The 19,909-nt window shown below is 34.6% G+C and carries 19 protein-coding genes; 8 read left to right on the top strand and 11 right to left on the bottom strand.

What is annotated here, in order from left to right; translation table 11 throughout:
• Positions 1-26 precede the first annotated feature (26 nt).
• Positions 27-1,253: a bifunctional folylpolyglutamate synthase/dihydrofolate synthase gene (locus JOD96_RS13385; protein WP_209564741.1), complete on the bottom strand. Its 1,227-nt coding sequence runs from the start codon at positions 1,251-1,253 to the stop codon at positions 27-29.
• Positions 1,254-1,383: 130 nt separating this feature from the next.
• Between JOD96_RS13385 and JOD96_RS13380 the strand changes: the two genes are divergently transcribed.
• Entirely contained in the window at positions 1,384-2,076 is a 693-nt protein-coding gene (locus JOD96_RS13380) for a MotA/TolQ/ExbB proton channel family protein (protein ID WP_209564740.1), read from the top strand.
• 3 nt (positions 2,077-2,079) lie between these two features.
• A complete protein-coding gene (locus JOD96_RS13375) occupies positions 2,080-2,475 on the top strand; it encodes an ExbD/TolR family protein (RefSeq protein ID WP_173972596.1) in 396 nt (131 codons plus the stop codon).
• A 299-nt stretch (positions 2,476-2,774) separates the two neighbouring features.
• Here JOD96_RS13375 and JOD96_RS13370 read toward each other — a convergent pair whose 3' ends face one another.
• The 3 genes from JOD96_RS13370 to JOD96_RS13360 form a co-directional block, all read right to left on the bottom strand.
• On the bottom strand, positions 2,775-3,674 hold the full coding sequence (locus JOD96_RS13370) for an energy transducer TonB (protein ID WP_209564739.1): 900 nt from the start codon (positions 3,672-3,674) through the stop codon (positions 2,775-2,777).
• 310 nt (positions 3,675-3,984) lie between these two features.
• Positions 3,985-5,211 carry a Glu/Leu/Phe/Val dehydrogenase dimerization domain-containing protein gene (locus tag JOD96_RS13365; RefSeq protein WP_209564738.1) on the bottom strand — a complete coding sequence of 409 codons (1,227 nt, stop codon included), beginning with the start codon at positions 5,209-5,211 and terminating at the stop codon, positions 3,985-3,987.
• Between the two features lie 142 nt (positions 5,212-5,353).
• Complete coding sequence (locus JOD96_RS13360) at positions 5,354-5,929, bottom strand: chalcone isomerase family protein (RefSeq protein WP_209564737.1); 576 nt, start codon at positions 5,927-5,929, stop codon at positions 5,354-5,356.
• Positions 5,930-6,366: 437 nt separating this feature from the next.
• Here JOD96_RS13360 and JOD96_RS13355 point away from each other — a divergent pair, with 437 nt between their 5' ends.
• The 5 genes from JOD96_RS13355 (at position 6,367) to JOD96_RS13335 (ending at position 10,698) form a co-directional block, all read left to right on the top strand.
• On the top strand, positions 6,367-7,509 hold the full coding sequence (locus JOD96_RS13355; RefSeq protein ID WP_209564736.1) for an acyl-CoA dehydrogenase: 1,143 nt from the start codon (positions 6,367-6,369) through the stop codon (positions 7,507-7,509).
• A gap of 139 nt (positions 7,510-7,648) precedes the next feature.
• On the top strand, positions 7,649-8,626 hold the full coding sequence (locus tag JOD96_RS13350) for a M20/M25/M40 family metallo-hydrolase (RefSeq protein ID WP_209564735.1): 978 nt from the start codon (positions 7,649-7,651) through the stop codon (positions 8,624-8,626).
• Between the two features lie 35 nt (positions 8,627-8,661).
• Positions 8,662-9,339 (top strand): SDR family NAD(P)-dependent oxidoreductase, encoded by a 678-nt coding sequence (locus JOD96_RS13345; RefSeq protein ID WP_209564734.1) that lies wholly within the window; start codon positions 8,662-8,664, stop codon positions 9,337-9,339.
• Positions 9,340-9,417: 78 nt separating this feature from the next.
• Positions 9,418-10,026 (top strand): SprT-like domain-containing protein, encoded by a 609-nt coding sequence (locus JOD96_RS13340; RefSeq protein ID WP_209564733.1) that lies wholly within the window; start codon positions 9,418-9,420, stop codon positions 10,024-10,026.
• 72 nt (positions 10,027-10,098) lie between these two features.
• A complete protein-coding gene (locus JOD96_RS13335) occupies positions 10,099-10,698 on the top strand; it encodes a hypothetical protein (protein WP_209564732.1) in 600 nt (199 codons plus the stop codon).
• A gap of 95 nt (positions 10,699-10,793) precedes the next feature.
• Here JOD96_RS13335 and JOD96_RS13330 read toward each other — a convergent pair whose 3' ends face one another.
• The 6 genes from JOD96_RS13330 to gcvP form a co-directional block, all read right to left on the bottom strand.
• Positions 10,794-11,555: an ABC transporter ATP-binding protein gene (locus JOD96_RS13330; RefSeq protein ID WP_209564731.1), complete on the bottom strand. Its 762-nt coding sequence runs from the start codon at positions 11,553-11,555 to the stop codon at positions 10,794-10,796.
• On the bottom strand, positions 11,555-12,301 hold the full coding sequence (locus JOD96_RS13325) for an MlaE family ABC transporter permease (RefSeq protein WP_209564730.1): 747 nt from the start codon (positions 12,299-12,301) through the stop codon (positions 11,555-11,557). The genes JOD96_RS13330 and JOD96_RS13325 overlap by 1 nt, the downstream gene beginning before the upstream one ends.
• A gap of 82 nt (positions 12,302-12,383) precedes the next feature.
• Entirely contained in the window at positions 12,384-13,232 is an 849-nt protein-coding gene (locus JOD96_RS13320; protein ID WP_209564729.1) for a glycosyltransferase, read from the bottom strand.
• Positions 13,233-13,341: 109 nt separating this feature from the next.
• Positions 13,342-13,863: a methyltransferase domain-containing protein gene (locus tag JOD96_RS13315; RefSeq protein WP_209564728.1), complete on the bottom strand. Its 522-nt coding sequence runs from the start codon at positions 13,861-13,863 to the stop codon at positions 13,342-13,344.
• A gap of 333 nt (positions 13,864-14,196) precedes the next feature.
• Positions 14,197-15,255, bottom strand: coding sequence for a 3-oxoacyl-ACP synthase III family protein (locus tag JOD96_RS13310; RefSeq protein WP_209564727.1), 1,059 nt, complete (start codon positions 15,253-15,255; stop codon positions 14,197-14,199).
• Between the two features lie 305 nt (positions 15,256-15,560).
• Positions 15,561-18,410 carry an aminomethyl-transferring glycine dehydrogenase gene (gene gcvP, locus JOD96_RS13305; protein ID WP_209564726.1) on the bottom strand — a complete coding sequence of 950 codons (2,850 nt, stop codon included), beginning with the start codon at positions 18,408-18,410 and terminating at the stop codon, positions 15,561-15,563.
• Positions 18,411-18,629: 219 nt separating this feature from the next.
• Between gcvP and JOD96_RS13300 the strand changes: the two genes are divergently transcribed.
• The gene (locus JOD96_RS13300) at positions 18,630-19,436 is read left to right on the top strand and encodes a hypothetical protein (protein WP_209564725.1); all 807 of its coding nucleotides are present in this window, start codon (positions 18,630-18,632) and stop codon (positions 19,434-19,436) included.
• On the opposite strand, the gene JOD96_RS13295 is transcribed toward JOD96_RS13300, so the two are convergent.
• Positions 19,428-19,694, bottom strand: coding sequence for a DUF3781 domain-containing protein (locus JOD96_RS13295; protein WP_209564724.1), 267 nt, complete (start codon positions 19,692-19,694; stop codon positions 19,428-19,430). The genes JOD96_RS13300 and JOD96_RS13295 overlap by 9 nt on opposite strands.
• Between the last annotated feature and the right edge of the window lie 215 nt (positions 19,695-19,909).

Genomic DNA, 19,909 nt, shown 5'->3' with positions numbered 1-19,909 from the left:
GATTTTTTTTCAAATATTAAAAGCTTTTACAACAAAGGTAATTCTGCTACTACAAAAGTGCTTCCACCAACATAAATAAAATCATTTTTACCTGCATTTTTCTTCGCTTCCAGAAAAGCAGCCTCTACAGAATCATACTTTTCGCCTTTCAAATTATATTTTTCGGCAGCGTTTTGCAGAATTTCGGTGCTTAAACCCCGCGAAGAATCAGGCCTGCAAAAATAATAGTGAGCCTTTTTTGGAAAAAGAGGCAAAATAGAATCCAGGTCTTTATCGTTTACAACGCCCAAAACAATATGAAGATTTTCAAAAGTCTCTTTCTGGATTTGGTTCATTACAACCGCAAGACCGTGTTTGTTGTGGGCGGTGTCGCAAATTATTTTCGGGTTTTCGCCCAGCTGCTGCCATCTTCCTTGCAGGCCTGTGTTTTTGACAACACGCAATAAGCCTGATTTTACATTTTTATCAGAAACTTTAAATTCACTCTGATCATTCAAAACAGCAATTGTCTGCTGGACAGTTTTTTTATTATGAAATTGATAATCGCCAATTAAATCAGACGGAAAAACTTCTGAAATTAATTCTGAGGCAAAATAAATCGGTGCATTTTTTTCTCCGGCTTTAGCCAAAAATACCGCTTTTGTTTCCGGAATATATTCGCCGATAACAACAGGAATATTTGGTTTGATAATTCCGGCTTTTTCTCCCGCAATTTGGCTGTGTGTCGTGCCTAAAAACTGCGTGTGATCTAAGTCGATATTGGTAATAACAGAAACCAAAGGAGTAATAATGTTAGTAGCATCCAGTCTTCCGCCAAGGCCAACTTCTATTATGGCAATATCTGTTTTTTCGGATGCAAAATAGTCAAATGCCAAACCAACAGACATTTCGAAGAAACTCATGTCATTTGCCTCAAAGAAATCTTTGTGTTTTGCGATAAATTCACACACAAAATTTTCTGAAATCTCCTTTCCGTTTATTTTAATTCTTTCTCTGAAATCTTTTAAATGCGGAGAAGTATATAAACCCACTTTGTATCCGGCCTCCTGAAGTACAGATGCCAGCATATGCGATGTTGATCCTTTTCCGTTGGTTCCCGCAACGTGAATACACTTTAAACCACGCTCAGGATTGCCAAGATGCTCCGCCAGTAATTTAATATTGGTTAAGTCTTCTTTGTAAGCCGAAGCGCCCTGAAGCTGATACATTGGCAGTTGGTTAAACATCCAGTTTGTGGTCTCTTGATAGTTCATTTATTTAGATAAAATAGTTGCAGATTGAAATAATTTTCGATTTTTTTAGTTTATTATTACAGTGAAAATTATCTTTAGTGCAAATTTCAAATATTTTTTAGAATTAATTATTAAAAACCAGAATTAATATATGTTTAGTTTTATTCAATTACAAACAGATACAATCGCGCAAGCCTCAAATGTTGTTATAGAAAAGATAGCACCTGAAACTGAAATTTCAATGTTTGGCTTTATTATGAAGGGGGGAGTTTTCTTAATTCCAATTGCGATTTTATTGTTTTACACTATTTATGTAATCTTTGAGCGTTATATGTATATAAGCCGGGCGTCAAAAATTGACGGCAGATTAATGCAGGATGTTGGAGATAAATTGAACTCTGGTAATATTGAACTGGCAAGAACAATTGTAGAAAGAAGTAATACCGCTGCAGGAAAAATTCTCAAAGAAGGAGTTTTGGTAATCGGCCGCCCAATTGCAGAAATCGAATCAAACATGGACCGTGCCGCCGATATAGAAATTGGTGAAATGGAAAGACATTTGGGCCATCTTGGGCTAATTGCCGGTATTGCGCCAACACTTGGTTTTATCGGAACTATCTCCGGGGTTATCAAGATTTTTTACAGCATCTCAGTTACAGAAAATATTAGTATCGGAAATATTTCCGGTGGTTTATACGAAAAAATGATCAGTTCAGGTTCCGGATTAATTGTGGGTATTATTGCCTATAGTGCCTACCACTTGCTAAACGGAAAAATTGATAATTTTGCCTTAAAGATTCAAAAACAGATTTTAGAATTTGTCAATATAATTCAAAGAGCATAAGATATGTCTATCAAGAGAAAAAGAAGATTTCATGCTGAGGTAGCAACTTCGTCACTAAGTGATATTATGTTTTTCCTGTTGTTGTTTTTCTTAATTATCTCAACACTGGCAAATCCTAATGTTATCAAGATGACATTGCCCAAAGCAAAATCAAATGAAAAAACCAACAAACAGCTTATAAGCTTATCAGTTACAGAAGATAAAAAGTTTTTCATAGATAAAGAACCCGTTGATTTTGAAAATCTGGAGACTTCTTTGATGTCAAAAATAGGAGCAGATAAAGAACAAACTGTTGTTGTCAGAATTCCGTTTAATTTGCAGGTACAGGATTTAGTAGATGTATTGCAGATAGGAGTCAAGAACAATTTGAAATTTGTTATTGCTACCAGCCCAAAATAAGAATAATATCAGGGCGTGACCAGAATAAATAAAATGGGCTAATCAGCTAATGTTGATAAGCCCATTTTTTTATTCTGGTCGGGCTATTCGCCGCTATCTCTCACGCGAGCAAAACAACATTGTCTTTGCGAGGAACGAAGCAATCTCATGTTGTATATCACACAATATTAATTGCTAGTGAGATTGCTTAGTTCCTCGCAAAGATTTACGAGATCTATATAAAAAAAGGCTTTCTGAAATATTTCAGAAAGCCTTTTTTTATATAGATCAAATTCGTGAGAATTGGTGAAATCCGTGTTTTAATTCAGACTAAAATTATAAATAATCTTACCAACCTGTTTTGCAGGAGCGTTATCGTCAGATTCCCATTTTGTATTCATAGCGGCTAATTTTGCCTGATCCAGTAAACATCTTGCTGTGTTAGTAGTTCCTTTTATACCTGGAGTTGCGCTGATTGTTTTACCGTTTTGATCTACCGTAATTTCAACTACAACTTTTCCTTCTTCGTTACAAGTATATTTTGGTGCAGGTTTAGATAATGCTTTTCTGGTTCCTAAAGAATAACCTGAACCGCCACCCGAACCTCCGCCGCTTCCGGCTCCGTAACCGCTTCCTGTGCCAATGCCGCTTCCGGTTCCGTTTCCGCCACCGGTACCACCGCCAGATCCACCAGTTCCGTAATATCCGTTTGAGCCTAAACTACCGTTTGCTTTTCCTTTGTTTCCTGCCGCTTTATCATCTCCGTCACCGCCTTTCTTAGATCCTTTTAGAATACTTGACAAGGCATCATTTGTAGAATTTGAAACTTTTGGCTTTTCAGGAGCAGGTTTTGTTACAGGTTTTTCTACCTGAGCAGGTTTTTTTGGTTTTTCTTTGGTCGGAATAATCACATCATTTTCAGAAGTTGTATTTTCCTGAGTAATGATTGCTTCATCCGGCGTTGCTTTTGCCGGTGTTTGTTTGGCTTCATTTTTTACATTAAGCACTTCACTTTTATAATTTGCTCCAGAGCCTAAATCGCTGTCACCAAAATTTACAGTCACACCGCCACCGCCGCCGCCTTCTGCAAGTGCAACATTGTTATCCGGATTATATGGAGGCCAAAAACGAATAAAAAACAGCAATACAATGATTACCGCATATATAGCAGTAGTGAGTAGTAATGATTTCTTTTGATCTGAAGAAATAGGAGAACTCATTTAATTCTGAATTTGTAAGTGTATTAAATAAAAACGTTTAAAAGTAGTAAAAATTGTTTAGAACATGCGAGAGAATTTAACCGCAAAGTTCGCAAGGTTTTACGTAAGGAACGTCAATTTATTTTTCGCAAAGTCGCAGAGTCGCAAAGCTTTTCTTTTTTAAGTTTTTCTTTGCGACTCTGCGACTTTGCGAGATTAAAACAAACAGCTTTGCGAACTTAGCGTAAACCTTCGTACATTGCGGTTAAATGTTAATAAAAAAGCGAGCTAAAAACTAATTTAGCCCGCTTAAAAATAAAGTATAAAAAAATTATACTAATTGTTTCAGTGCAATCTCAAAAGCAGTTGCGCTAATATTTGTTTTTGATGAGCTCAAAGCATGAGCTTTTACAATTGCATTTTTTATAATATCCGAAGTATCATTAAAAATTGCCTCATCTGTCATCTGAACTTTTTTCTCCATAAAATAAGCAAAGACTCTTGCCATTCCGCAGTTTGAAATAAAATCAGGGATCAAACTTACTTTATGATCTACTTCTTCCATAATCGAACCAAAGAAAATTTCTTTGTCAGCAAAAGGAACATTCGCCCCACATGAAATTACTTCCAGTCCGTTTGCAATTAAGCTGTCTATTTGAGTTTGTTGTACCAATCTTGAAGCGGCACAAGGCGTGAAAATTTCAGCTCCGATAGTCCAGATTTTAGAATTGATTTCCTCAAACGGAATCATATTATCAGCAACTAATTTATTTCCGTCTTTGTTTAAAAACAACGTTCTGATTTCTTCAAAAGAAAAACCTTCTTCGTTGATTAATCCTCCGTCGCGGTCAATAATTCCGATTACTTTTGCGCCCATTTCAGCCAAATAAAAAGCGGCAGCAGAACCCACATTTCCAAATCCCTGAACGATTGCTTTTTTGCCTTTAATATCTCCGCCATATGTAGCGTAAAAATGACGGACAGCTTCTGCAACACCATATCCTGTAATCATATCGGCAACAGTATATTTGCGGGTTACATCTGGTGAGAATTTTGGGTTTTCGATTACCTTGATAACACCTTGGCGCAATTGACCGATTCTGTTGATTTTATCTGCTTCTGTTGGTTTAAAGTGCCCGTTAAAAACACCTTCCTGCGGATGCCATACACCACATTCTTCTGTCATTGGGATTACTTCATGGATTTCATCAACATTTAAGTCCCCTCCCGTTCCGTAATAACTTTTTAGTAAAGGTGAAACTGCTTTGTACCAACGCTGTAAAACTCCCTTTTTGCGTGGATCATTAGGGTCAAAATTAATTCCGGATTTAGCGCCTCCAATAGCAGGACCAGAAACTGAGAATTTAACTTCCATAGTTTTGGCCAAAGATAAAACTTCATTCATATCTAAGCCCTTTCTCATTCTTGTTCCTCCACCCGCAGCTCCTCCACGAAGTGAATTAATTACTGTCCAACCTTCGGCTTCTGTTTCAGAATCTTTCCAGTTAAAAACAATTTCAGGTTCTTTATTTTCAAATTGCTGTAATAAATCTTTCATTTTGTTGTGATATGTTTATTTTGCGTAAAAGTATAAAATAGAATAATGCGAATAATGTATTTTGTATCAATTTTATAAGACAAAAAAAAGAAAGCCGAAAACATTGCGTTTTCGGCTTCAAAATATATCTGAAACTAGAAAATTACATTCCTAATAAGTTTTTCTTCAAAGTTTCGTCAACCGGTTTGTTTGAAAGCCAGATTCCGAATAATGCTTTTTTGAAATCAAATCCCGGAACTTTTCCTTTAAGGACTTCATTTTTGTAAACATTTATTGTTTGGTCAAAAGGATTGTAAGCCAGAACAAAAACATCTTTTTCTGTAATTGCATCACTCAAAAACTTTTTAAAATCTTCAATCCTAGGTCTTAACTCTTCAAGATTGCTTCCCGCTGATTTTTCAAAACCGGTATTCATCGCTTTTGTCAGTTTATTTGAAGAAACCATAGACGAAGTAATTTCTATCCTGATTGCCATTTCTGTATCACTGTCAATAATAAATTGAGGATCCTGACTCAACTGTGATAAATATAATGCCTGAACATACACTTCCAACCACATTTTTGATCTTCCGCCGGCACCATTTAATTGTAATGTTTTGTTTTGGAATTCAATTTTTCTCGGTACTGTAACACCATTAACTTCTAATGTTGTCTGGGCAGAAACGGTCGAAAATTGTAAACCTAAAAGAATGGTTAATACAAGTAAAATCTTTTTCATACGCTATCAATAATTTAATTTTTTAGGGCAAAAATAATCTAATTTATAATTTTTGACTATTTTAATTTGATGTTTTTTTTTAAAATCCTACTATTTATTAATTTGTAGGGTATTCATAATCATAATAGTAGGAGTTGTTTTACGTACATATACGTGTTTTTGTCAGATTTGGTTTTTTTGAGATTATAATAATTTAACAATTTTTAGTGAACGGGTTTTCATCAATAATTTAACTCTTAAATTTTAAAGAAAACATTGTCAATTTGATGTGTGGAAGTCAAAAAATCAATAAAATCACGAAAACGTTATCGTGATTAATGATAATATCTTAAAATTATATGCACGCATTGTTAATTCGCATTTAAAAATTATCTTTGGAAGCCTTTATTTGAGCAAAAAACTTCAAAAAACAAAAACAAAAACAAAAAAATATAAATATGGATTTCAATCTTACCGAAGAACACTTAATGATTCAGCAAGCTGCAAGAGATTTTGCTCAAAACGAATTGTTGCCAGGTGTTATCGAACGTGACGAAAAACAAATTTTTCCGACAGAGCAAGTAAAAAAAATGGGACAATTGGGTTTCATGGGTATGATGGTTGATCCTAAATATGGAGGCAGCGGTTTAGATGCTATTTCATATGTTATTGCTATGGAAGAAATTTCTAAAGTTGATGCTTCGGCCTCAGTGGTAATGTCTGTAAACAACTCTTTGGTTTGCTGGGGATTACAGGAATATGGTACAGAAGAACAAAAACAAAAATATTTACCAGGTTTAGCTTCTGGAGAAATTCACGGTGCTTTTTGTTTGAGCGAACCGGAAGCGGGCAGTGATGCAACTTCGCAAAAAACTACAGCTATTGATATGGGTGACCATTATTTGGTAAACGGAACAAAAAACTGGATTACAAACGGGAACACTGCATCTGTATATCTGGTAATTGCCCAAACGCATCCTGAGTTAAAACATAAGGGAATCAATGCCCTGATTATGACAAAAGATATGCCTGGATTCTCTGTTGGACCAAAAGAGCAAAAAATGGGAATCCGTGGTTCTGATACACATTCATTAATGTTCAATGATGTAAAAGTTCCTAAAGAAAACAGAATAGGTGAAGACGGTTTCGGGTTTAAGTTTGCGATGAAAACTTTGGCAGGAGGCCGTATCGGAATTGCATCTCAGGCTTTGGGAATTGCATCCGGAGCTTATGAACTGGCTTTAAAGTATTCAAAAGAACGTAAAGCTTTTGGAACAGAAATCTGTAACCATCAGGCCATTGCTTTTAAATTGGCAGATATGGCTGTTAATATTGAAGCGGCGCGTCACTTATGTATGAAAGCAGCCTGGGACAAGGACCAACATAAAAACTATGATGTAAGTGGTGCAATGGCAAAACTATTTGCTTCGCAGGTCGCTATGGACACAGCTGTAGAGGCTGTTCAGATTCATGGAGGAAACGGTTATGTAAAAGAATATCACGTAGAGCGTTTTATGCGTGATGCTAAAATTACACAAATTTATGAAGGAACTTCTGAGATCCAAAAAATTGTAATTTCAAGATCAGTTATCGCAGGATAATTTTCTAAATATTAAAAATAGAAATGACCCTTTCAGCTTTTTTGGCTTCGAAAGGGTTTTTTTATAAATATTTTTTTTACTTTCATGACATTATACTTTAACCACTTTACTTAACTTTTATATTTTAATCAAATCTTTTATGAAAAAACTATACTTTCTTCTGCCGTTTATTCTGTTAGGCTGTAAATCAAATACTTCTTCTGTAAGTGATAAACCTTCAAAAGAAAATTCTAAACCTGTCGAAATTACTTATAAAGTAGCACAAACGGAAGTTTCTGATTTTTTAAAATATCTTTCTTCCGATGAATTGGAAGGACGCGAAACAGGAACAAAAGGAATAGAAAAAGCGGCTGAATTTTTAGAAGATTTTTTAAAGAAAAATAATGTGAAGCCTTATTTTAAAACCTATCGTGATACACTGACTAATTTTAAATCGCCGGCATTTAATATTGTTGGTGTTATTGAAGGAAATGATCCGGAACTTAAAAAAGAGTTTGTGGTTTTGAGTGCACACTACGATCATATTGGTGTAGAAAAAAACAAAAAAGAAGATGTTATTAATAATGGTGCAAACGATGATGCTTCCGGAGTAACTGCTGTGGCCGAAATGTCAAAATATTTTGCTCAGACAAAATCGAACAAAAGAAGTATTCTGGTAGTGTTTTTTGCCGGAGAAGAAAAAGGGTTATTAGGTTCTAAAAGCCTGGTTCAGAAACTTAAAAAGCAAAACTTCAATTTATATGCCCAATTGAATATCGAAATGATTGGTGTGCCAATGAAACGTGATTATCTGGCCTACATTACTGGTTTTGATAAATCAAATATGGCTGATAAAATCAATGAATATACAGGCAAAAAAACAATTGGCTTTTTGCCAAAAGAAGCAGAATATAAATTGTTTTACAGATCTGATAATTATTCATTCTACGAAGCTTTCAAAAAACCTTGTCAGTCTATAAGTACTTTTGACTTTGAAAATTTTGAGTTTTATCATCACCCTTCAGATGAATTCAAACTAATGGATATTTCGCATATGACTTCTTTTATACAGGAATTTTTACCTGCTGTAACGCAAATCGCGAGTTCTAATGAGCAGGAAATTACAATGAATAATTAACGGTTCTTTTTGAGCGTTTTGTTTATTTTTGCTTCATGAAAAATATTATTGTAACAGGAACAAGCAGAGGTATTGGTTTTGAATTGGCTTTGCAGTTCGCAAATGCCGGAAATCAGGTATTGGCTATTTCCAGAAAAATTCCGCAGGCACTTTTAGAACATAAAAATGTAACGTGCTTATCTGTTGATTTATCAAACGAATCAGAACTGTATCAGGTTGAAAATTTTCTTTCATCGGCATGGAAAAAAGTAGATGCTTTGGTTCATAATGCAGGCGCTTTGTTGCTAAAGCCTTTTGCAGAAACAACTCAGGCAGATTTTGAAAGTATTTATAAAGTAAATGTATTTGCGGTTGCGAACTTAACCCGTATTTGCCTGCCTTATTTAGATAAAGGAAGTCACGTAGTAACAATCAGTTCGATCGGTGGTGTGAGAGGAAGCTTAAAATTTGCAGGATTAGCGGCCTACAGTTCAAGTAAAGGGGCTGTAATTACCTTAACAGAATTATTAGCAGAAGAATATAAAGAAAAAGGAATTTCATTTAATGTACTTGCTTTAGGCTCAGTTCAGACTGAAATGTTGAATGAGGCTTTTCCGGGTTATCAGGCGCCAATTTCAGCCGAAGGAATGGCAACCTATATTTATGATTTCACATTAAACGGAAATAAATATTTTAATGGAAAAGTTTTAGAGGTTTCATCTACCAACCCTTAATTATGAATTATTATTGTCAGGCTGAGCGGAGTCGAAGCCCTTTACTTCTAACTTTTAACAAATAACTTTTTACCTAAATTGAGCGATACTTTAGCAAAATACATACCCGAACATGCTGTAAAGCCTGTTTTTGAATTGATTGTTGCCAATCAGGTTCATCTGAAAATTGTAAATGAGCGCCAGACGCGTCATGGTGATTACAGACGTGGCCATACAGGTAAGCATGAAATTACGGTAAATGCTAGTTTAAATAAATATCGTTTTTTGATGACTTTGATTCATGAAATTGCACATTTAGTCGCTTTTGAAAAGTTTGGCCGAAACATAAAACCGCACGGGGAAGAATGGAAATTTACTTTTCAGCGATTAATGGTTCCTTTTATTCGTCCTGAGATTTTCCCGGGCCATTTATTACCGCTATTGGCGAGGCATTTTAAGAATCCTTCGGCGAGCAGCGATACCGATACAACATTATCTTTGGCTCTCAAACAATACGATAAAGAAAACGATAAAAATTATGTTTTTGAGATTCCTTACGGAAGCTTGTTCAGAATTAAAAATGGTAAAATATTCAAAAAGATTGCTGTTAGAACAAAACGTTTCGAATGTTTGGAAATCAGTTCTGGAAAATTATACTTGTTTAATCCTAATGCCGAGGTAGAATTAATTAATCAAAAGTTTCAATAAGTAAAAATCCAAATTCCAATTGTAGAAACTGGAATTTGGATTTTTTATTCGGGTTAACTAAATATAAAAAATATGGTAAAAAAACTACTTAAGGTTATTTTTGTTCTGATATTCACTAATTCAATTTATGCACAAGAATCTAATCATATTGAGTTAAAAGAAAAATCAAATCCAATTGTTTATGCTGAGGCTTTTGGCGGTTTTTCATGTATGGATCATTTTGGTCTGATTGGTGGCGGAGAATTAAATTATCAATATAAAAAAGACATTTTTAGCTTTAGGTATTCGCATCTTGCGGGATATGTAAAACGGGATAGTGTATTTTCTTTTGCTAATGTAGAAGATAATGATGAATATGCCTTATTATATGGGAAAAGATGGTCAAATAACAGCCATTCTTTTAGTGTGTCTGCCGGAGTAAGTTCTAATAATTTGAAACTGACCAGCAGAGACTTTGATAATTTTCAATATGAAAGATTTTATGGTATGCCTTTCGAAGCCAACTTTAAATGGTTTTATCCTAAAAGAAAATCTCATTTAATATACAACGCATTAATTCCTAGTATTGGGATTAAATTTTTTGGCACGATATCTAAACATACTTTTGTTGGAGTAGGATTATCGTTAGGTTTCGGATTTAGTAAAAAATACTCAGAAGAAAAGTTAGAATAAACCCAATATCAAAGTTTCAATAAAATATAAAATCCCAAACTCCAGTTATAAGTTGGAATTTGGGATTTTATATTTTAAATAATTGCTATATTTTACTAGCCTTTCAAATAAGCTTCTCTTACTTTTTTGAACAGATTAGAAGAATAAACAAATTTCACAATGTCTTTGTTGTCAGTTCTAAAGATTTCTTCTTTATTTCCCTGCCATGCCTTAAGTCCTTTTTTTAAGAAAACAATATTTTCTCCAATCTCCATAACAGAGTTCATATCGTGCGTATTAATTACGGTTGTAATATTGTATTCTCTAGTAATTTCCTGAATAAGGTTATCAATCAAAGTAGAGGTATTTGGATCCAGACCTGAGTTAGGTTCATCACAAAATAAATACTTAGGGTTGTTTACAATAGCGCGGGCAATTGCAACACGTTTTTGCATCCCTCCAGAAATCTCAGACGGTAACTTTTTATGAGCTTCAACAAGGTTTACGCGCTCTAAAACAAAATCTACACGTTCCTTTATTTTAGCTTTATTATCGTTGGTAAACATTTTTAATGGGAAAGCCACATTTTCTGCTACAGTCATCGAATCAAACAATGCACTTCCCTGAAAAACCATTCCTATTTCGGTTCTTAATTCACGTTTTTCATCGCGGTCTAAATCAGAATAAACTCTTCCATCAAATTCGATGGTTCCTGAATCAGGAGTATGAATTCCCAGTAGTGTTTTTAGTAAGACCGTTTTTCCAGATCCACTTTGTCCAATAATCAGGTTCGTTTTTCCAGTTTCAAAAACTGTCGAAACACCTTTTAAAACTTTACTGTCTGCAAATGATTTTTCTATGTTTTTTACTTCTATCATTATCCTAATAATAATTGGGTTAATATATAATTAAAAAGAATGATACAAACCGATGTCCATACAAATGATACCGTACTGGCTTTGCCAACTTCTAATGCTCCGCCTTTCATATAATATCCATGAAAAGATGGTATTGTTGCCAATAACATAGCGAAAATTAAAGTTTTGATAAAAGCATAAGTAATATGGAAAGGAATAAATTCCATTTGAGCACCCTGAATAAAGTCCTGACTAGTCGAAAATCCACCGTAAGCGCACGCCAGCCAGCCTCCAAAAATACCTAAAAACATACTAATTCCTATAACAAAAGGATACATCAATAAGGCTACTATTTTTGGAAAAACAAGGTAGTTTAAGGAATTAACACCCATAACTTCTAATGCATCAATTTGCTCAGTAACACGCATTGTTCCGATACTTGAGGTGATGTAAGAACCCATTTTTCCTGCCATAATAACAGAGATGAAAGTTGGGGCAAACTCCAAAATTACCGATTGACGTGTAGCAAAACCAATTAAATATTTAGGAATTAAAGGATTGGTTAAATTTAAAGCGGTCTGAATTGCTACAACTCCTCCAATAAAGAAAGAGATAAAGCAGACAATTCCAAGAGAGTCAATAATAAGATCGTCGATTTCTTTTAAAATTAGAGTTCGCATAACAGGCCACTTGGTCTGTTTATTGAAAATTTCCTTCAGCATTAAAAAATATCTTCCTACTTGGGATAAATAACGAATTAACATCATAGTTTTTACAAATATTGGCTAAGGTAAAAAGAAGTTACGAGTTTTGGGTTATGAGTTCAGGTTTTTTCGGTTGTTTTACCAATCAAATTAACTTTTGTTTCATTTTTTGCAAACGATAATTTCTAATAAATTTAGCTTGTTCGGCAGTAACTAACAACGGAGTTTTTGCATTTTTGGCTTTCCAGAAACCTCTGATGTAATCAAAAAATAAAAATGGTTTTTTCTTCATCATGGCCAGTTTTGCAGATGCAATAGCGGTAATCCAAAAACCGTAACCAAGTGTATAAAAAGCTTCTCCCTGTTTATAACGGGCCGTTTTGTTGTAGTTTGCACCAGTTGGTTTAAGGTGTTTTACATGCAGGGAAGTATCTGTAACAATTTTCCAGTTGTAAAATTTGCAAAGTAATTCATCGACAGTATCCCAGCCCATCGCAGGTTTTAAACCTCCGATTTCCTGAAAAGTTGCTGCACGATACGCTTTAAGAGCTCCGCGAATATGATCCTTATCGGTAAGATTTTCTAAAACCCAATCTCCATTTTTTTCGATATAACAAAAACCGCCTGCCATTCCGATTCGCGGATCCGATTGAAAATGGTTGATTATAGTTTCAAAATAATTGGGAGGAAAAATTAAATCACCATCTATCTTAACAATAATATCATAATTAGAGTCCAGTATTTCAAAACCTTTCTGAAATGCCTGAATCACTTTGCTTCCCGGCATATGTATAGCATCAGAGCTTTTGTTCACAACAGAAATATATGGATTATCCTTAGCAAAACTCAAAACAACTTCTTCTGTTTTATCTGTAGAATTATCGTTTACTACGACAATTTTTGAAGGTAGAACGGTTTGTGAAACCAAAGATTGTAAAGTCAGGCCAATTAAATCTTGCTCGTTGTGTGCGGGAATGACGATATAGTACCTCATATAAAAATTTTAGTCCCGAAGCCTCGGGATTAGATTTTAGATTTTAGATTGTTTATTTTATCTAAAATCAAAATCAAAAATCGTTAATCTAAAATTTACAATCTGAAATCTAAACTTTTTCAGCGTAAACGATATAATATCTATTGGTAAAGCTGCGAAGAAGTGGTCTCAAACCAAATTTCTTTACAGGATTGGTCCATTTTTGTCTGTCTATAATTTTCCAGCCTGTTTTTTCTAAAAGCCAGTCTAATTGCCAATCTTCAAACTCGTGATAATGTCTGTCCCACATATCTGTTTTACTACGGTAAGCCGGAGAAAACCACAAACGCATCGGAATTGAAATTACAAGTTTATCAGATTTAATTTCCTTTAAAATCGTAAACGGATTCAATAAATGTTCAAATATTTCGAATGCAGTTACAACGTCTGTTTTTTCATTTTTTAGATTGTCCTGATTTAAATCTAAATCTTCGCCAGTAGTATTTTTTACTGAATATCCCGCTTCTTTCATTATTTTTGAAAACGGATTTTCAACTCCTAAATCTAAAATAGTTTCGGATGTTTTGATATGTTTTTGTAAAAATTCTAAAGTAAGTTTGAATCTTTTATTGGGAAACGTTTTTTCGTACATAGTCATTGCGAGGAACGAAGCAAGCTATCGTTCTTGATTTTATATTAGGTCGCAAATATACAAAGATTACTTCTTTTTTGCGTTTTTTAATTCGAATGAAAAAATGAAAAGTCCGCATTTAAAATGTTGTTTTTAAATACGGACTTGTATAATTTTTATGTGCTTTAATTATGCTCTTGGAAGAGCGTAATAATTTATAGCCAATTTGGCACCAATTTTATAGCTTCATCGAGCGATATTTTTTCAGCAAACTAAGTGCCGCACGATGAGGCTTTTCGAAAACTTAATTTTGTATTCTAATAAGTATAACGCCCCAATGGGAGTGATTATTTCTTAATGTCTGTATACAAAAGCATTAACGTTCATTCCGGCTCCAACTGAAGCAAAAATGATCACATCGCCTTTTTTGATTTCGTGATTTTCGATTTCTCCTTTTAGAATCAAATCGTATAAAGTTGGAACTGTCGCCACGCTGCTGTTTCCTAAATCATGAATACTCATTGGCATAATGTCATGAGGAGCTGTTTTATCATATAATTTGTAGAAACGTTCGATAATTGCTTCATCCATTTTTTCGTTTGCCTGATGAATTAGGATTTTCTTTACTTCATCAATACCAATACCGCTTTTGTCTAAACAGCTTTTCATCGCACATGGAACCTGGCTTAAGGCAAATTCGTAAATTTTGCGGCCATACATTTTAATATACTTAATATCCGGGTCCAAATCTGGATTGTATGATTTTCCGAAGTAAAGGAAATTGGCTTCATCATTGGCAAAAGTGGCACTTTCATAAGATAATAAACCAGATTCGTCTTGTGATCCTTCTAAAATGGAAGCTCCGGCTCCATCAGAGTAAATCATAGAATCGCGATCATGATCATCAACAACTCTCGAAAGTGTTTCTGCACCAATAACTAAAACTCTTTTTGCCATTCCTGATTTAATAAAAGCATTAGCCTGCAAAACACCTTCAATCCAGCCCGGACATCCGAAAAGAATGTCGTAAGCCACACATTTTGGGTTTTTGATGGCTAATTTGTTTTTTACACGAGTCGCTAAACTTGGTAAAATATCTGTCTGATGCGTTCCTGTTTTTACATCGCCAAAATTATGGGCAAAAATAATATAGTCCAGAGATTCCTTATCGATGTTGGCATTCTCTATTGCTTTTTCGGCAGCAAAAAAGGCCAAATCAGATGCGGTGTATTGATCTTCGGCATAACGGCGGTTTTCGATTCCCGTTATACCTTTAAATTTTTTTATGACAACTTCATTCGGGTAAGCAAAAGGAGATCCGTCTTCATTCAAAAAAACATGTTTGTCAAAGTCAGTATTGCTTACTTCTTTAGTAGGAATGTAACTTCCTATTCCAATAATTTTTATTTTCATTATTCCTTAATTATCCGATAAATTTAATGCTAAAGTATAAATAATTTGATGATAACTATCATAAAAAATACTATGCATGCATATAATTATGGAATTAAAATTTTTAAATCATGATTATTGATTATTTTTTAAAGAAATTAGGATTTATCTGAGATTTCAAACGTTTGAGGTTGTAGAGCAAGGTAAATTTTTTTTGTTTCAGGTTTTAAGTTTTAACGTAAGGTGAACCTTGAAACCTCAAACAAAAACAAAAAACCCGACAAATTATAGACCTGTCGGGTTTGATATTAAAAAAAACTTATTTCTTAATTTTCCATGTAAGCTTCGATTGGAGCACAGCTGCAGATTAAATTTCTGTCACCGTATGCATCGTCTACACGACGAACAGATGGCCAGAATTTATTTTCAGCAATGTATTCTAATGGGTAAGCTGCTTTTTCTCTGGTATAAGGGAAATCCCAATTATCTGTTGTTAACATGGCCAATGTATGTGGTGCATTTTTCAATACATTGTTTTTATCATCGGCTGTTGCAGCTTCAATCTCTTTTCTAATTGAAATAAGAGCATCACAAAAACGATCTAATTCTGCTAAATCTTCAGATTCAGTTGGTTCAATCATTAAAGTTCCTGCTACCGGGAAAGATACAGTAGGAGCGTGGAAACCATAGTCCATCAAACGCTTCGCGATATCACCAACTTCAATTCCGTTTTCTTTAAACGAACGACAATCTAAAATCATTTCGTGAGCCGCTCTTCCGCATTCGCCGGTATAAAGAATTGGATAGTGTCCTTCGAAACGGGCTTTCATATAGTTGGCATTCAAAATAGCATGTTCCGTAGCACTTTTTAATCCTTCAGCACCCATCATGGTAATGTAACCGTAAGAAATTAAACAAACTAAAGCAGATCCGTAAGGTGCAGATGAAATAGCGGTAATCGCTTGTTCGCCGCCTACTTTTAAGATTGGGTTTGTTGGTAAAAATGGAACTAGTTTTTCGTTCACACAAATTGGTCCTACACCAGGTCCGCCACCACCGTGAGGAATAGCGAATGTTTTGTGTAAGTTTAAGTGACAAACGTCAGCACCAATGGTAGCAGGGTTTGTTAATCCAACTTGCGCGTTCATATTGGCACCATCCATATATACTAATCCACCATTTTCGTGAATTAATTTAGTGATTTCAATAATTGAAGATTCAAAAACGCCGTGAGTAGAAGGATACGTTACCATTAAACAAGATAAATCGTCTTTATGTTCGATAGCTTTTTCTCTTAAATCTTCTACATCAATATTTCCTTCCGGAGTAGTTTTAGTAACGATGATTTTCATTCCGGCCATCGCTGCAGAAGCAGGATTGGTTCCGTGAGCAGATGAAGGAATCAAACATACATTACGGTGACCTTCATTTCTAGACAAATGGTAAGCACGAATAGCCATTAAACCTGCGTATTCTCCCTGAGCTCCTGAGTTAGGCTGTAATGTTGTTCCGGCAAAACCGGTAATTACATTTAATTGCTCTTCTAATTTTTTAAGCATTGTGATATAACCTTCAGCCTGCTCAACTGGTGCAAAAGGGTGAATGCTGTTCCAGTTTGGCATTGATAAAGGCAGCATTTCTGAAGCTGCGTTTAACTTCATCGTACAAGAACCTAATGAAATCATCGAATGATTCAATGATAAGTCTTTACGCTCTAACTTTTTGATGTAACGCATGATCTGGCTTTCAGAATGATGATTGTTGAATACATCATGCGTTAAGAAAGGAGATGTTCTTTCTAATGAAGCAGGTAATTGACTTGTAGTCGCTAATTCAGAAACGGTAAAAGTTTCTTTTCCTAAAGCTTCGGCAAAAATGGCAATAATTTGATTGATATCACCAATTGAAGTTGTTTCGTTGAATGAGATAGAAATGGTATCGGCATCAACGTAAAAGAAGTTTACTTCGTTTTTCTCCGCTACGGCTTTTACTTTTTGAGCATCTGCTTTTACCAAAATAGTATCAAAGTAAGCTGTGTTGGTTTGGTAAACGCCTAATTTATTTAAAGCCTCAGCAGCAGTAACTGCCGATGCGTGAACTTTGTTTGCAATGTATTTTAATCCTTTTGGTCCGTGGTAAACTGCGTACATTCCGGCCATAACCGCTAATAAAACCTGAGCGGTACAAATATTTGAAGTGGCTTTTTCACGTTTAATGTGCTGCTCACGAGTTCCTAAAGCCATACGTAAAGCACGATTTCCGTTTACATCGATAGAAACTCCGATGATACGACCCGGCATAGATCGTTTGTATTCGTCTTTAGTTGCAAAAAAAGCAGCGTGAGGACCACCATAACCCATTGGTACACCAAAACGCTGTGTAGTACCTACAACAACTGCAGCTCCCATTTCTCCCGGAGAAGTTAAGGCAGCCAATGATAAAATATCGGCAGCAAAAGCTACTTTGATTTCATTTTCTTTTGCTTTAGCAACAAAAGCGCTATAATCGTTTACCTGACCATATTTTCCCGGATATTGTAAAATAGCTCCGAAAAACTCATTCGAAAAATCGAAGGTTTCGTGGTTTCCAACAACTAATTCAATTCCAACCGGAGTTGAACGTGTTTGCAGGATCGATAAAGTTTGAGGTAAAATTTCTTCAGAAACGAAGAATTTGTTTGTATTGTTTTTCTTTTGATCACGTGTACGAACGTCAAAAAGTAATGCCATAGCTTCGGCAGCTGCTGTACCTTCATCAAGTAAAGATGCATTGGCAATTTCCATTCCTGATAATTCAATAACAGTAGTCTGGAAATTTAAAATAGCTTCAAGACGACCTTGAGCAATTTCTGCCTGATAAGGTGTATAAGCCGTATACCATCCCGGATTTTCAAAAATATTTCTTTGAATTGGAGCCGGAACGATAGTAGGGTGGTAACCCAAACCAATATACGATTTGAACACTTTATTTTTCTTTCCTAATTCCTGAATATGGTTTGCAAACTCATATTCTGTCATAGCTGGATCTAAGTTTAAAGGTGCTTTTAAACGAATATCATCCGGAAGGGTTTCATAAACAAGTTGTTCAATCGATTCCACTCCAATAGTCTTTAACATGTGTTGAAGATCTGTTTCTCTTGGGCCAATGTGTCTTAAAGCAAAAGCATCTGTTCTCATTTGTAGCTATCTAGTTTTTTTAGCAATGCAATTTACAAGTGTAATTTTTCAGCTAATTGAGTGTTTACACGACGTTTATTACATTTTATAGTAAATGTGTTGTTTTTTTGTGGCGCAAAATTAAGTATTATTAATAATTTAATAGGTATTTTTAACTTCAATTTTTATGAAATTTATAATCAAAGAGTTGATTTGTTAGTAATTGATTAGATTTAAAGGATGAAATTATTGAAGTCTATATTAGATTTTTACCTCAATAGCAGTATACATGTGGCTTTATCGTGTTATGCACTCGTTCGGGTAACATTTCATGTGTTTCATATTCAGTATGATGAACCTATGGCTTTGTTCGTTTTTTTCGGAACAATTGTGGGGTATAATTTTGTTAAATATGATGCGTTAGTTCGCATACAGAAAAAACCGATTGGATTACAGCTCAAAATTATAGCTGTTTTGAGTTTTCTTTCGGTGATTTTAGTGGGTTATTATTTTTTTCAATTGCAGCGCATTACCCAAATAGTTTCTTTCGGAATTTTTGCCATTACAGCTTTGTATACACTTCCGTTTTTCCCCAACAGAAAAAATGCCAGAAACTGGGCAGGCATAAAAATCTATATTGTGGCACTTTGCTGGGTAGGAGCGACTTTGGTTTTGCCAGTAATAAATGCCGAAATTCCATTTACTGCTAATTTCTTTATCAAATGCATTCAGCGTTTTGTATTGGTTTTTGTGCTCATTCTGGTTTTCGAAATTTTGGATCTGGCCAATGACGATCCGCATTTAAAAACCGTACCGCAGACAATTGGCGTCAGGAAAACCAAAATCTTAGGCTTTATACTATTGATTCCGTTTTGGATTGTGGGTATTTTGAGTTTTACTTTTCACGATCTCATGATCAACCTCATCATGGTAATTATGCTCATGCTGTTTATTGCATTTGCAAATCCCAATAGGTCTAAATATTATACTTCTTTTTGGGTCGAGAGCGTTCCTGTTTTTTGGTGGCTGATGATTGCTTTATTTTAATTTTTTGATCCTGTCAACTGTAATGATTCTATAAGTATTTGAATTTATAGTGATTTTAATGTTGTTTTTAGTATTTAAAACATAAAAGTTTTTTCCAATTTTCTGACACCATTTTTCTTCTGTTGTTTTTAAAATATCCAAAAGCATTTCTTCAATTTCAGATTTTTTAAAGTTAATTTTAAGTTTTTTATTTATTCTGCGGTAAACTAGTTCAGTATAACAAATGTTTTCAATAATCTGATCTTTAATTACAGTCATTTTTTAAGTGTATTTTCTTATTTAATTCTTTAAATATAATTATAAGCATAAAAAAACCGATGTTAAAGCATCGGAATTTAATTTGGGCGTGCCACTCCGGGTCGGGCTATCCACTCCAAGTCCTCGCACTTCCTTCGTCAGGCTGTGGGCTATCCGTTTCTATCCCTCACGCAAACCGTAAAAAAGAAAAGTCATTTTCAAACTCACTATTTAAA

Origin of the sequence: Flavobacterium sp. 1355, assembly GCF_017833415.1 — a bacterium.
In the GTDB taxonomy this organism is placed as follows: Bacteria; Bacteroidota; Bacteroidia; order Flavobacteriales; family Flavobacteriaceae; genus Flavobacterium.
Note: the sequence above shows the minus strand (reverse complement) of the source record. Positions and strands in the feature narration are given on the sequence as shown.